This is a genomic window from Marisediminitalea alba (genome assembly GCF_002993365.1).
Taxonomy (GTDB): Bacteria; Pseudomonadota; Gammaproteobacteria; order Enterobacterales; family Alteromonadaceae; genus Alteromonas; species Alteromonas alba.
Genome location: NZ_PVNP01000219.1, coordinates 36,134 through 50,514 on the forward strand (window position 1 = coordinate 36,134; position 14,381 = coordinate 50,514).

Genomic DNA, 14,381 nt, shown 5'->3' on the forward strand with positions numbered 1-14,381 from the left:
ACTCATTAACCATGAATTTACTGCCTTCTTTCAGTCGCTATCAGCGCACCGATCTGATCTGGCTTGGCTTACTGACCTTTTTACTGCTTGCCTTAGGCATTGGACTGCGGGCACCCTGGCCTGCCGATGAACCCCGTTTTGCGCTAATTGCCAAAGACATGGTGGAAACAGGACAATGGCTTTTTCCGATGCGAGGGAATGAGCTGTATCCGGATAAACCACCATTATTTATGTGGTCTATCGCTATCTTTTACGCTCTTACTGGCTCGCTGTATATCGCCTTTTTATTACCATCAGCCATCGCTGGCACAGTCACCGTGCTGGCGGTGTTTGATATATGTCGCCGCTTATGGGGAAGCCGGGAAGCCTGGTGGGCGGCCGGATTACTGCTGGCCAGCGTGCAGTTTGTTCTGCAGGCGAAAAGCGCACAAATCGACGCCAGTGTGTGCATGTGGGTGACGCTGGGCTGCTATGGCTTACTGCGGGCGACGCTTTGTCCTAATGGTCATATTACCTGGTGGCTGGCAGGATGTGTGGCCATGGGATTGGGTATTATGACCAAAGGGGTTGGTTTTTTAGCACTGTTAATGTTGCTGCCCTATGCTCTTGTGTTGTGGCGTCAGACTCCGCTGCAAACTTTACCAAAGCGATATCATTGGGGATGGTGGGCAACAGGTGTACTGACCATGCTGGTAACATTGTTGCTGTGGCTACTGCCAATGTTGCTGGCTGTGGATGGCCGGTTAGATCCGGCCTATAACGCTTATCGTGACAATATCCTGATGAAACAGACAGTCACCCGATACGCCAACTCCTGGCACCACATCAAGCCATTCTGGTACTTTCTGATAAACGTTGTGCCCTGGGCGTGGCTACCGCTGGTGGTGTTATTACCCTGGCAATGGCCACACTGGCGCAGCGCCTGGAGAAAAAATGACGCACGCATTGTGATGCCGCTGGGGTTTGTGTTGCTGGTGCTGGTGTTTTTTAGCATGAGTCCGGGCAAGCGTGGGGTCTATATCCTGCCGGCGCTACCGATGCTGGCGTTGGCCATGGCGCCTTACATGCCGCACACCGCGGACAAAAAGTGGTTGTCCCGCATCCTGTGGGGGATACCTTTACTGATTGGTGGTAGCTTGTTTGTGTTGGGGTTACTGGGTTTGGTTGATACCGGGCCCGTTGCTAAACTTAATCAACGTTATGAAGTGGATGGCAGCGGCCTGTTTCTGACCACCGGGCTGGCGGTTTTGGTAGTATTGTTTGTGATGCGCCGCAGAGCAGGCTGGCAGGCCTGGGGCGTAACCATGCTGGTGCTATGGTGCAGTTACAGTGTGGGATTTGCCAGTTTACTTAACCCAATTCGCACACCGGCCGCAGTATGGCAGGTAATCGATAGCCATGTTCCTGCTAATAACGAAATAGCACTGTTAGATACCGGAGAGCAGTTTATGCTATTTGCTCGTCGGCAAATTGTGCACTTTGGTTATCATACGCCGCCCGAAGCCGAAATGTTTGCCGCGTGGCAGTGGCTAAAGATGAATCCGGCAGGGCATTTGTTGCTTCCGGCCAGTCGTGAGTCTTTGTGTTTAGACCTGTCAAAAGGGCACTCTGTAGGGCGGGCACACAGAGAGGATTGGTTACTTTTAGGAGCCGAGGGGCTTCGCGCAGACTGCCCACATTCCGATATCAGAACGACGACGTTTCGTTATGAGCCGATAAACCCATTGATCAGATAGCAGGGTAATGGCTATGCTGATAGCTCATTAGATTTCAACCCGTTGCAGAGTTTCCAATATGAGCACACATGGCCAGGAGCACGACCACCATCATCATTCTCACGCTCATGACCATGGTCATCACCACCATCACCATCATGATATTGCCGAAGACAGAATCAGCTGGGCGTTCTGGCTCAATTTCATCTTTACCATTATCGAGTTTATCGGCGGCTGGTTAACCAACAGTGTGGCGATCATGGCCGACGCGGTTCACGATTTGGGGGATTCGCTGGCGATTGGTCTTGCCTGGTATCTCAGTAAAGTGGGTAAGCGCGATGCTACCGAACAGTATTCCTACGGGTTTAAGCGCCTTAGCTTACTGGGCGCTTTGATTAATGGTTTGATCCTGGTTGTGGGGTCGGTATGGGTGCTGACTGAAGCCATTCCTCGTTTGTGGTCACCTGAAATGCCAGTGACTGAGGGCATGATTGTGCTGGCTATCTTAGGCATTGCGGCAAATGGTTTCGCAGCTTACAAGCTACATGGTGGAGACACCTTGAACGAGAAGGTTCTCAACTGGCATTTACTGGAAGATTTACTCGGCTGGGTGGCGGTGTTGATAGTCGCTATCGTGCTGCAATTTGTTGACTGGCCGATACTGGATCCACTGCTGTCGGTAGTGTTTACCTTGTTTATTTTGTTTAACGTGGTGAAGCACGTTATTCATACGGTGAAGCTATTTCTTCAGGTTAACCCTGATAGCAATAAGCGCGCTGCTATTTTAGCTTCGTTAGAGGAAATTGAGCACGTGGGTGCTTTGCACCATGTTCATTTCTGGTCTCTGGATGGCGCCAGTCATGTGCTTACCGCACATCTTGAGCTGGATAAGCGCATTGATGTGTCTGCTCTGATTGAATTAAAAGCCCGGGTCGCCAAAGCCCTTGAACCCTTTAACCTGGACCATACAACAATAGAATTTGAAATGCCCGGAGAGCATTGCAGGGATAATGCTAAGTAGCGTAAGGCCCCGGGAGGGTGACCGGGCCAATCAAATGGTCCCGGCCACAGGGCACACACACTCAGGAGCCAGGGCAGGCGACAGGCGTTTCTACCCGGGTAAAGCGGATATCTGACAGTTTAAACTCGGTAGCATCCTCGGCGGAGAGTGCCATGGGCACATATATCTCACGCAGGTTAACGCCCTTATCAACAAAGCAGCTCAGTGGAATCGCTACGCTCTGCCAGTTGTTGTCAGCAGTGATGAAGTCGTCCAGGGCCAGTTCAGCTTCGCAGCCATCACCACAAGACATGGAAACGGTCATCCCGGTTGTTGCTGAACGCTGAATATCAAAGGCCAGTACACCTGTTGGCACAGCGTAATCGAGCAGATCTTCCGGGAAAGGCGAGAAGAAGCGGATGCTGTCTTCGCTGCTACCGAACTCAATCTGCAGCGTATCTTCCTGCACGTGACGGTCGGCAGTACGGATGCTAAGGGTATTAACACTCAGTACGTTACTGTTCATTGCGCCTTGCTCGCCGGCACTGGTGGCGATAAGTGACCACGGCTGTTGTACGCTCTGCTGAAAGATTACCGCATCGCCGGCGGCGTTGGCAGCGCTATTCACAGACTCATCGAGTTGCGGCAGGTCTGCGTTTTCACCGTAGCTCAGGCCGTAATCGTAGGCAAATAGCGGTTGCTTGCCATCACCCCTATTAACCGGGTTCTGGAATGGGTCGGCTGGCCATGAGAACGACAGCTTGCCGTGCATTGGGTAGTTAACTGAACCGTCTGGTTTACTGAATAATACGTCGGCTACACCGCCGCCTTCTGAGCCGGGCAACCAGGCAACCACAAAGGCATCGGAGGCGTTTAGTTCCGGCGTTACCCACAAAGGGCGACCGGTAATGAATACTGATACTACGGGAATACCCTGCGCCTTTAGGGATTTCAGCAGTGCCAGGTCTTGCTTATCACCGCGCTGATACTCCACATTGGCGATATCACCGTTACCTTCGGCATAGGGTGTTTCACCAAATACTACAATCGCTACATCAGGCTTTTCTGTGAAGCTGCCATTCACGCTTAATTCAGCCTCACCTCCGGCGGCTTCAACGGTTTGCTCAATGCCAGTGTAAATAGAGGTGGCTCCCGGGAAATCACTGTTTTCATTACCGGTGCCCTGCCAGGTAATGGTCCAGCCACCGGATTGCTTACCAATGTTGTGCGCGCCATCACCGGCGACCAGCACCCGACTATTTGGCGCAAGGGGTAACAGTTGTTGGTTATTTTTAAGCATCACCAATGATTTACGCACGGCTTCACGGGCGATTTCACGGTGCTCATCGGCACCGATAACCGATATGTCTCCCGACAGGCTGCGATTAGCCGGTGAAGGCAGGTCGAAAAGACCAACGCGTAATTTCACCCGCAGTACCCGGCTAACGGCGTCATCAAGCCGTGCCATGGGGATTTCGCCGCTGTTCACCTGGGTAATCAAGTTTTCCATTAAAGGCCTCCAGGTTGGGGTCGGCGCCATATAAACATCCAGACCTGCCAGTAAAGCCTGCGGGCAGTTGTCGTTAGTGCAGCCCGGGATCTGGCCGTGGCCGTTCCAGTCACCTACCACAAAGCCATCAAAGCCCATTTTGTCTTTCAGAACGTCGGTAAGTAAGTATTTGCTACCGTGGATCTTTTCGCCGTGCCAGCTATTAAATGATGCCATTACGGATTGTGAACCGGCATTTAAGCCGTGCACGTAGCCTTGGGCATGGATGTCGAACAGCTCCTTTTCACTGGCCAGGTTGTTACCCTGATCATCGCCCTTATCGGTACCGCCATCGCCAACAAAGTGTTTAACGGTGGAAATGACATGCTGGTCGTCGATGTTGCCATCGCTGATATCCCCTTGCAGGCCGGTAACGATGGCGCGCGCATACTCTCCCACAATAGCGGGATCTTCGGAGTAACTTTCGTAGGTGCGGCCCCAGCGGTCGTCACGGACAACTGCAACGGTGGGGGCAAAAATCCAGTCTATACCGGTGGCACGTACTTCTTTGGCGGTAGCGGTAGCTATTTCTTCAATTAACGCCGGGTCCCGCATGGCACCCAGGCCAATGTTGTGAGGAAACAGTGTGGCACCGATCACGTTATTGTGACCGTGCACCGCGTCGGTGCCCCACATGGTTGGAATGCTGCTGCCGTCGAGTGAGTCATCGATGGATGCCTGATACATGGCTTCGGCCAGATCGATCCATTCCTGCGGCGTTGCATGTTTGTTTGCGCCCGGGAAAGAACCGCCACCATTAAGGTAAGAGCCAAAACCATAGCGACGCATGTCTTCTACCGTTACATCGCGGATCTCTGGCTGGATAAGTTGCGCGACTTTTTGCTCTACTGTCATGTCGGCCAGCAGCGCTTCAACCTTGGCTTCAACGGCTTGTTTATTAGTGATAGGCGATTGAATTTGCGGCCAGTAATCCGGAACAGTAACGGTATTGGCAGACTGGCTGTCAGTTTCTGATGTGCTGCAAGCGGTTAACGCTGTAACCCCAATGGCTGCTGCAGCCACTGACAAAGTAAATGATTTCATTATTATTCTCCGGATTATAACCCCTGCGAATGCCTAAGCACTGCGAAACCAATGAACGAATGTTAATAATTTGTTGTGAGAGTATATGTATAAATTTTAAAAATGCAAGCGCTTACATTTTTGCGTTGGGAATTAGCTCGGTAAGTGTTTCATGTCAGTAGCGAAACCGCTTAAATAACCAGTAATTCTGAAAATTATGGCTTATTAGCAGGCGATTGGCCGTGAATAATTGTACTTTTTCGCTGTTTATGGTGATTTTATGAAAGCGTTTACATAATTGTGCTGGCGTGTAGATACGGCGGCTATTGGCAGCCAGTATGTTTATTTGTTGCATCTGGATACAATGATACTGAGTATTACCCTGACTAACTTCATTCAGCGGCGGTGTACCAATGATATGAATTAAAATGTAAATAACTTGTATAAAAAATGAAAGCGCTTACAATTGAAGCCTGATTTATGATGGTATTATTCTGCAAGAGGTGGCCGCACGCTAACGTAAATCACTGCGTTAGTTGCGTAAATGTAAGATGAGTAAAGGTTTTTCAATAAATAGTGTGCTCGGTGATCCGAACTTTACCGTTGGGGTTGCCACTTCGTCTTTTCAGATCGAAGGCGCCAGCGAATTGCGCGAGCCCTGTATTTGGGACACATTTTGCCAGGTGCCCGGCGCAGTAAAGGATAACTCCGATGGCCGTACGGCCTGTGATCATTATCATCTGTGGCAACAGGATATTGCGCTGATTGATGAACTGGGTTTTGATGCCTATCGGTTTTCCGTTTGTTGGCCAAGGATAATTTGTGCTGACGGCAGTGTTAATCAGGAAGGTCTGGCCTTTTATCTTAAAATACTCGATGAATTGCAACGACGAGGCCTGAAGGCTTATGTGACGCTTTATCACTGGGAGTTACCGCAATTTTTGGAAGATAAGGGCGGTTGGCTTAACCGCGCTACGGCCTACGCTTTTGCTGAATACAGCCGCATTGTAGCCACCGCATTTGGTAATAGAGTAAGTGCTTACACTACGCTTAATGAGCCTTATTGCAGCGCATTCCTTGGTTACGAAATAGGCGTTCATGCGCCGGGTAAAATTGGTAAGCAATACGGTAAAAAGGCCGCTCACCACCTTCTGCTTGCTCATGGGCTTGCTATGCAGGAGCTGAATGAGGTCTGCCCGCATATCCCGAGCGGCTTGGTTCTGAATTTTACCACTTATTATCCGGTTACTGACAGTGAAGCTGATAAGCAGGCTACCTTACTGGCAAAGGCCCATTTTAACGACTGGTATGTGAGTCCTGCGTTAACGGGGAAATACCCGCCGCTGCTGAACACTTTACCCGAAGCTGAAAAGCCATTAATTGAACCGGGTGACATGGAAATAATCTCCGCGCCTATGGCGTATCTCGGGGTTAACTATTATACCCGGGCTCTGGTGCAGGCTCGCCCGGGAGGCCACTTTGAGATCCTGCCGCCTGATGACAACGTACCTGTCACGGCAATGAATTGGGAAATTTATCCACAAGGCTTGTGTGATTTATTGCTCCAGCTTCATATTGAGTATGATTTGCCGCCACTTTTTATTACCGAGAACGGTATGGCCGAAGATGACGTGATACAAGACGGTCAGGTGCATGATAAAGTGCGGATGAATTATTTACAGAACCACATGCAGGCTGTTGCTGCAGCAATGGAAAAAGGCGTGGATATCAGAGGTTACTTTGTGTGGAGTCTGTTGGATAATTTTGAATGGGCGGAAGGGTATCTCAAGCGGTTTGGAATTGTGCATGTGGACTTTACAACCCAGCAACGGCTACCTAAACAAAGCGCCCTGAAACTAAGTGAATGGCTTAAACAACGCCGCTAAAATCCATAGCTGTCTGGACATTTAATGATTAGTGTAAAAGAAAAAGTTGCATACGGGCTTGGCGATACAGCAAGCAACTTTGTCTTTCAGACGGTCATTTTGTTTCTTACTTTCTACTACACCGATGTGGTTGGGCTCAATCCCGCGACCGTTGGCAGTATCTTTTTATTAGTACGGCTGATTGATGCGGTAACCGATCCGTTAATGGGTTCTTTGGCCGATAAAACCCGTACCCGGTGGGGCGCTTACCGGCCCTATTTGCTGTGGATGGCTTTGCCATTTGCACTTATCAGCGTACTCGCTTTTACCACCCCCGATACGGATTACAACGGTAAGTTGATTTACGCCATTGCCAGCTATGTGCTGTTAATGCTTATGTATACCGCAATTAATATTCCTTATTCCGCGCTTGGCGGTGTGATAACTGCAAGTCCACTGGAGCGGGTGTCGGTGCAGTCTTATCGCTTTGTGTTTGCCATGTTGGGCGGACTGATTGTGTCGCTTTGCACACTGCCAATGGTGAATTGGTATGGCGCGGGCAACGATGCGCGCGGGTATCAGCTTACTATGCTGACCATGGGACTGGTAGGGATGGTGCTATTTCTGTTGTGTTTCGCCGGCACCAGGGAAAGAGTGTTACCGGCTGATGGGCCGCCCTCTCCGGTACGGGAGCAGTTAAAGGCAGTATGGCATAACGACCAGTGCCGTGTTTTATGTATTGTCAGCATGGTACTGCTTACCGGAATCGTATTGCGCAATGCGCTGGCGATTTATTATGTGAAATATGTGCTGCAACGTCCCGACGATGTCACGCTGTTTGTGTCGCTGGCAATGGTGGGCGGCATTCTGGGCGCTGCATCGGCTCATCCATTTACGCGCCGCTGCGATAAGGTACTGTTATACAAAGTGTTACAGCTTTCCTGTGCGGGATTGTGTATTGTCAATTATTTCCTGCCTGCAACCATGTGGGTAGGGGCTTTAGTGATTCACTTTTTATGGGGATTCGTGCTGCAAATGACGTCGCCATTATTGTGGTCAAAAATGGGCGATGTAACTGATTACGGTGAGCTGCAAACAGGTACACGACTAACCGCAATGACCTTCTCCACCATCGTGTTTTTTATTAAATTAGGCATCGCCTTAGGCAGTGCACTGGCGGGTTGGGCACTGGCCTATTACGGCTATCAGGCAAACAATATTGATGAGCGCGTAAGTCACGGTATAACTCTGTCTTTTTGTTTAATACCCGCGGCTATGTCTTTAGTGGTAGTGTTGTTGATGCGCTGGTATAAACTGGACAGTCAGCGAGTGGACAAGATTCACAACGCCCTTAAAACAGCACGGCAACCCCAGCAGGAAAACGTATAGCGAAGTTAATATGGTCACAATAAAACAAGTCAGCGAAAAAGCCGGTGTATCGTCTGCCACCGTTTCCAGGGTTATCAACAATACCGGCACGGTAAAAGAGAAAACCCGCGAACGGGTTATGACGGCCATGGCGGAACTTGGTTACCGGCATAATGTTGTGGCAGCTTCACTGGCATCCAATAAAACCCATACCATTGGGTACGTTGTTCCTGAACTGCATGGTTCTTTCTTTGGTGCGATGATGGGCGGTACAGAGCAGGCCTTGCGGCAGGCCAAAAAACACATGCTGATCGCTACCGGTCACTCCGACGCACAGATTGAAAAGGAACAAATTGATGCCCTGCTGAGCCGCCGTTGCGATGCTTTAATATTGCATGTGGAAGCCGTTAGCGACGAGTACTTGGTGAGCCTGGTTCATCAGGGCGTTGAACTGGTGGTGGTAAACCGCTTTATTGAAGAAATTGGCGATAATTGCATTAGTCTCGACAACGTCAAGGGTGGGTACCTTGCCTCTCGTCACCTCCTCGACATTGGCCACACGAAAATTGCCTATATTGCCGGCTCGCTATTTAAAGCCGATGGTAAAAACCGTTTAACCGGGCACCAACAGGCCCTTGCAGACATGGGGGTTGAATACACGGACAACCTTACCTACGAAGGTAACTTCCAGGCCAAATCCGGTACTGAGGGGATTCGAGCTTTGGTTGCCCGCGGCGCAAAATTCACTGCGGTGGCCTGTGCAAACGATGAAATGGCCTCAGGCGCAATGATTGCATTGCGCGAGCTGGGCCGCAGAGTGCCGGAAGACGTATCGGTGATCGGGTTTGATAATGTGGATTTTGCCAGCTACCTTTCTCCGGGGCTAACCACCATTGATTATCCGGTACAAAAAATTGGTAGTATGGCGGCTCACTGGGTGCTTGAGCGGGTATACGGTCATACCCGTCATGAATACCAGCATATTCTTAGCCCGCGACTGATTCTCAGAGGTACGACGAGCAGTCCTGAGTAGTAAATCACTGGACTATTGTTAGCCAACACTTAGAATCGCGCAATACCACCAGTAATGGTGGGGTTTTAACGTTTACCTCAGGAGCCGATGATTTGTTTGTATTTCGCACTACCCTTGAACAAGAGCAGGAAAAAGTCTCTGTTCTCAAAAGAGAAAACGCACAGCTTGCGACACAGTTAGCAGCCCTGGAAGAAGAGAATCGAGAACTCAGGGCACAACTTGTTGAAGCCGAAAACAAAGAAACTGATATGCCTGGCCTGACCGACAGCATGCTTGATTCGTTAAGTCAGGTAGAGGGAATTCGCCAGACGGTGCTCTCTTCGTTTGAGGATATTAGTGCGCAAACCGATAAAATTAGCGAGAACCACCGCCTGTTTGCCGAATCCAGCGAATCTTTAAAGCAAATTGTAGCTGATATGAGTGGCCTGAATACCATGATGTCGGCCATGAGTGACAGCATTGAAGGGCTTTCTGAAACGGCGGATAACATCAATAAATTTGTGACCACTATTACCAGTATCTCGGATCAAACCAATCTGCTGGCCCTGAACGCCGCCATCGAAGCTGCCCGGGCCGGAGATGCCGGTCGCGGATTCAGTGTGGTGGCAGATGAAGTACGCTCGCTGGCAAATGAAACCAATCAATCGGCAAGTGAAGTGTCTGAGCTGGTAAAAAGTATCATTCAATCCACTCAGGTGGCTGTGTCGTCTGTTGGGGAATTGCAAACCAATAATGGCAAGTTAGCGGACGGTATTAGTTCACTTAACAGTAATTACACCGGCATGATTGAACATTGCGATGTAATGGAGAGCACCATACGCTCTGCCAGCCTGCAAACCTTTATTCAAACCGTTAAGCTCGATCACGTAGTGTGGAAATCTGAGGTTTATTCAGTACTTACCGGGCGCTCTTGCAAATCTGAACATGATTTTGCCGATCACACGAACTGCCGGCTGGGTAAATGGTATAGCAGTAATGCTGGTTCAGACATGGCAAAACTGGATGCTTTCAGACGTTTAGACAGGCCCCATGCGGCAGTACATAAAGCCGGTGTTAATGCTATCCGTGCTCACGCTGGCGGTAACCATGGTGAATGTGAACAGTTGCTCAAAGAGATGGAAGCTGCCAGCCAGGAAGTAACCACCTTACTGGATAATCTTTCCCACACCGCAAAACTCTAGCCGTTTGCCGGAAGCGGCTCGCAGAGGGCCGCTCCGTTTACTATCTTGTTGTTTTAATTCCAGTCCACCATAACTATTTTCGCCGCTTGTTTAGTGGTGGTTGTGTATTTAATGGTCTATTTTAAATGATAGAGGTGGTTGGGAGCCCTGCATTCGTCTTTATTTTTCACCTAGGGTAAACCCAGCTATTGGTTGTCAGGAGCAAGAAGGGAGCTTCGTTATCGATGCGCAATAACCAGCCAGTCACACAAAAAGACTACAAATTTCCTGATCACTACCGGCTGATATCATCTACCGACAAGCGCGGCATTATCACCTACTGCAATGATGCCTTTGTGGAAGTGAGCGGTTTTGACAGGGAAGAACTGATCAACAAAAACCATAATCTTGTTCGTCATCCGGATATGCCGGAAGGCGTGTTCAAAGAAATGTGGCAAACCCTGCATGCCGGCCGAATCTGGATGGGGTTGGTAAAGAATCGGCGTAAAAATGGTGATCATTACTGGGTGTCGGCATTCGTTACGCCGGTTTACGAGAACAATGACATTGTTGGCTATGAGTCGGTCAGGGTGCCAGCCCTAGATCACGAAGTTGCCCGCGCCACCTCGCGCTATGAGCGGAACCGTAATGGTCAGTCAGCGGCCAGGGCCAGCGAAATTTACCTTTATATGCTTAAAAAACTGAGTGTGTTCTGGGGTGCGGGTATCCCACTGCTTATTTTTATGGGCTTATTTGCCGGTTGGGTGCCTTCGGTGGTGACAGCTGCAGTGCTTATCATAATGGCGGTGTGGCAGCATTCCTTAAGTGAAAAGCGTTGGGAAGAGCTAATAAGCCTGAGTCCGGATTCCTACGACAGCGCCGTGGTATCGCAAACGTATTTTGATGACTTCGGCGCATCGGCCAGAGCTAAGCTGGTGCTTGGCTGCGAACTGGCCCGCAGTCGTACAGCGTTAACCCGCATAAAAGACGCGGCTTCGTCGCTGGAGCATATTGCTAACACTACCCACGAGCAGGCGGCTATAACGTCTACCGCAGTGGTGCAACAAAATCAGGCGACCCAACAAATTGCTTCGGCAGTGACACAGATGTCCCAGTCTATTCAGGAAGTGGCAGAACGGGTGGAGCAAAACGCCGATACTGCCCGTTCTGCGGCGCGAAATGTGGAAACCGGAAACCAGACTGCGCAATCTGCCGCCGCAGCAATTGATGAGCTAAAAGGGGTGGTGGAAACTATTTCCGCTACGGTCACCGAGCTCGACCAGAGTACCAGTGATATTGGTGAAGCGGCAAGCATTATCTCGTCGATTGCTGAGCAAACGAATTTGCTGGCGTTGAATGCTGCCATCGAAGCTGCCCGGGCCGGCGAGCAGGGGCGAGGATTTGCTGTGGTTGCCGACGAGGTGCGGGCCCTGGCCTCGAAAACCCGGGAATCCACAGACCGTATCCACAACATTATTCAGGTACTGGCCACGCGTAGTGAGAGGGCGGTAAAAGTGTCGAAAAACGGCCTGGAGTCAGCTGAACGCGGCGCACGTATTGTACAGGACACTCGTCAGGCGCTGTCTGATATCAATGTTGCGGTGCAGGGTATTTCTGAAATGACCATTGAAATGTCGGCTGCAGTAGAAGAACAAAGCGCTGTAGCTGAGCATATCAATCAGCAAATTGTTGAAATTGCCGACGGCGCTGCCGATACCCAGCGCAGTTCAGAGCGTTCACTGGAAGCCAGCGATCATCTGCATACCACCATTGCCGAAGTTAATAGCGTTATAAAGCGCTTCAACATCGAAAAAGAAATTGGCAACAAATAGCGCCACCAGGCTTAGTAATTATCGCTGAGCCTGGCAGCCCTGCTATATCATTCCAACGGCGTTTATTGCCTTAGCCGTTGGCTTTTAGCTTTACCACTTCAGCGCTCTCGCTGGATAACAGCGTATCGGCATCAGTACCTTTGAGCAGCTTAGTCAGGTTGTCTTTGTTTTTGGCCAGCATAATTGATAATTCTTCGGCAACCGCTTCATCGAGCTTTATGCCTTTTGCCTCAATGTAAACGGCCAGGTTGTCGGCCACATCGAGCATTTTATCGTATTGATCTGCTGCTTTTTTATCGGTAGTAACCAACTTTTCTACCCCTTTATGAGAGACCACATATTGTGTTGTGATAGCCATTGTGTAACTCCGTTGTTGTGAAATTCCTTGTCACTCTATCGCAATTTACTGTATAAATAAACAGTATTTTTTAACAGGTGGTAAAGTTAACAATGCTTCAGGTTATACCCGTTGCAGCGCAAGCTGGCATCAGTGGTTTCGAGTCGCCGGCAGCTGAATATAAACAGCTGGCGCTGGATCTCGACGAGCTACTTATAGAACACCCTACAGCTACGTTTATTGGTCAGGCTCAGGGCGACTCGATGACAGGCGTAGGCATATTCGACGGCGATCTGCTGATTGTCGATCGTGCGGCGCATCCCACTTCACTGGATGTGATAGTGGCCAATTTAAACGGTAACTTTGTTTGTAAACTCTACGATCGCAAAGCACAGGTGCTGTTATCTCCAGGCCTTGATCACAAGCCCTATGCACTGGGTGACGGTGATTTGTTTGAGGTGGAAGGGATAGTGGTGCGTTCTGTGCGTATGCATCGTTATGTCAGATGGTTAAGCCAATGTATGCGTTAGTCGATGCCAATAGCTTTTATGCTTCGGCCGAGAAAGTCTTCGATCCGGCCATTCGCCAACGACCGGTTGTTGTGCTGACCAACAACGACGGCTGTATTTGCGCTCTGCGTATTAGGCATTTCCCGATCACTAATTCCGGCCTCTCGATCACCCCAATTCTGATACACCCGATCACTGGTATTATGGCTTGCCCGATCAGTAGTTGTGGCAGACCGCAGTCTGCCACAGGTATTTACCTCATGGTTTGTTGCTTTCTCATTGACTCCCCAGTGAGGGTTATCCGGTGAGCATTGTGGATGAGGCGATCTAGTAGCGCATCGGCAACCGTGCCGTTACTTATCATTGAATGCCATTGCTCTACAGGTAGCTGACTACAGATGATGGTGCTACTTACGCCGTGCCTGTCTTCTACCACCTCCAGTAAGTCTGTTGCCTGTTTGACGGTGAGTTTTTCCAGTCCCCAGTCATCCAGGATCAGTAGCTGTTGTTTCGCTATCGTTGCTAGCTGCTTGGTGTAACTGCCATCAGCGTGGCCGATGTGTAAGTGCTCGTTTAATCGTGGTAATCGCCAGTAACCAACACGTATTCCCTGGCGACACGCTTGTTCACCAAGCGCACAAGCTACATAGGTTTTACCGCCACCTGTGGCTCCGGTAACAATGATATTCTGATGATGACTAAGATATCCGCCATTTAATAAATCGGCCATTCTTGGCTTTTGTAATCCGCGGCCATTGTCGTATGACAGTTCTTCCGGTGTTGCATTTAACCTGAGTCGTGCCTGTTTACGAAGTCGGTTGATGCGGTTTGTCCGTCTTTGGTTCATTTCATGGTCAACCAGCAGGGACAACCGTTCCTCGAAGGCTAATTCACAGTAGGTGTTGGGTTGAGCGCGTTGCTGTTTTAACATATCCGCAATCCCTGTCATGCGCAGTTGCTGTAATTGTTGGATGAGTAGATCGTTCATTT

At 49.8% G+C, this 14,381-nt stretch carries 11 protein-coding genes and 1 pseudogene; 9 read left to right on the plus strand and 3 right to left on the minus strand.

The features are described from left to right. Window positions 1-11 precede the first annotated feature (11 nt). The gene (locus C6Y40_RS24015) at window positions 12-1,736 is read left to right on the plus strand and encodes an ArnT family glycosyltransferase (RefSeq protein ID WP_105936909.1); all 1,725 of its coding nucleotides are present in this window, start codon (window positions 12-14) and stop codon (window positions 1,734-1,736) included. 58 nt (window positions 1,737-1,794) lie between these two features. After that, window positions 1,795-2,736 (plus strand): cation diffusion facilitator family transporter, encoded by a 942-nt coding sequence (locus C6Y40_RS24020; RefSeq protein ID WP_105936910.1) that lies wholly within the window; start codon window positions 1,795-1,797, stop codon window positions 2,734-2,736. Between the two features lie 61 nt (window positions 2,737-2,797). On the opposite strand, the gene C6Y40_RS24025 is transcribed toward C6Y40_RS24020, so the two are convergent. Continuing rightward, on the minus strand, window positions 2,798-5,308 hold the full coding sequence (locus C6Y40_RS24025; protein ID WP_105936911.1) for a glycoside hydrolase family 3 protein: 2,511 nt from the start codon (window positions 5,306-5,308) through the stop codon (window positions 2,798-2,800). A 530-nt stretch (window positions 5,309-5,838) separates the two neighbouring features. Here C6Y40_RS24025 and C6Y40_RS24035 point away from each other — a divergent pair. The 5 genes from C6Y40_RS24035 to C6Y40_RS24055 all read left to right on the plus strand — a co-directional run bounded on the left by C6Y40_RS24035 (window position 5,839) and on the right by C6Y40_RS24055 (window position 12,545). After that, the gene (locus C6Y40_RS24035) at window positions 5,839-7,173 is read left to right on the plus strand and encodes a GH1 family beta-glucosidase (protein ID WP_105936913.1); all 1,335 of its coding nucleotides are present in this window, start codon (window positions 5,839-5,841) and stop codon (window positions 7,171-7,173) included. Window positions 7,174-7,197: 24 nt separating this feature from the next. Beyond that, complete coding sequence (locus tag C6Y40_RS24040) at window positions 7,198-8,541, plus strand: glycoside-pentoside-hexuronide (GPH):cation symporter (protein ID WP_105936914.1); 1,344 nt, start codon at window positions 7,198-7,200, stop codon at window positions 8,539-8,541. A 10-nt stretch (window positions 8,542-8,551) separates the two neighbouring features. Continuing rightward, window positions 8,552-9,553, plus strand: a complete 1,002-nt coding sequence (locus C6Y40_RS24045; RefSeq protein WP_105936915.1) for a LacI family DNA-binding transcriptional regulator — start codon at window positions 8,552-8,554, stop codon at window positions 9,551-9,553. 92 nt (window positions 9,554-9,645) lie between these two features. Continuing rightward, the gene (locus C6Y40_RS24050) at window positions 9,646-10,734 is read left to right on the plus strand and encodes a methyl-accepting chemotaxis protein (RefSeq protein WP_105936916.1); all 1,089 of its coding nucleotides are present in this window, start codon (window positions 9,646-9,648) and stop codon (window positions 10,732-10,734) included. 224 nt (window positions 10,735-10,958) lie between these two features. Next, window positions 10,959-12,545, plus strand: coding sequence for a methyl-accepting chemotaxis protein (locus C6Y40_RS24055; RefSeq protein ID WP_105936917.1), 1,587 nt, complete (start codon window positions 10,959-10,961; stop codon window positions 12,543-12,545). A 70-nt stretch (window positions 12,546-12,615) separates the two neighbouring features. On the opposite strand, the gene C6Y40_RS24060 is transcribed toward C6Y40_RS24055, so the two are convergent. Then, a complete protein-coding gene (locus C6Y40_RS24060; RefSeq protein WP_105936918.1) occupies window positions 12,616-12,903 on the minus strand; it encodes a YebG family protein in 288 nt (95 codons plus the stop codon). Between the two features lie 92 nt (window positions 12,904-12,995). Between C6Y40_RS24060 and C6Y40_RS24065 the strand changes: the two genes are divergently transcribed. Both C6Y40_RS24065 and C6Y40_RS25490 read left to right on the plus strand, forming a co-directional pair. After that, a complete protein-coding gene (locus C6Y40_RS24065) occupies window positions 12,996-13,412 on the plus strand; it encodes a S24 family peptidase (protein ID WP_105936919.1) in 417 nt (138 codons plus the stop codon). Then, a pseudogene (locus C6Y40_RS25490) lies at window positions 13,400-13,519 on the plus strand (Y-family DNA polymerase); the annotation flags it as partial. The gene C6Y40_RS24065 and the pseudogene C6Y40_RS25490, both read left to right, overlap by 13 nt. Window positions 13,520-13,644: 125 nt before the next feature. Here C6Y40_RS25490 and istB read toward each other — a convergent pair. Further along, window positions 13,645-14,379, minus strand: coding sequence for an IS21-like element helper ATPase IstB (gene istB, locus C6Y40_RS24075; protein WP_071979584.1), 735 nt, complete (start codon window positions 14,377-14,379; stop codon window positions 13,645-13,647). Window positions 14,380-14,381 lie beyond the last annotated feature (2 nt).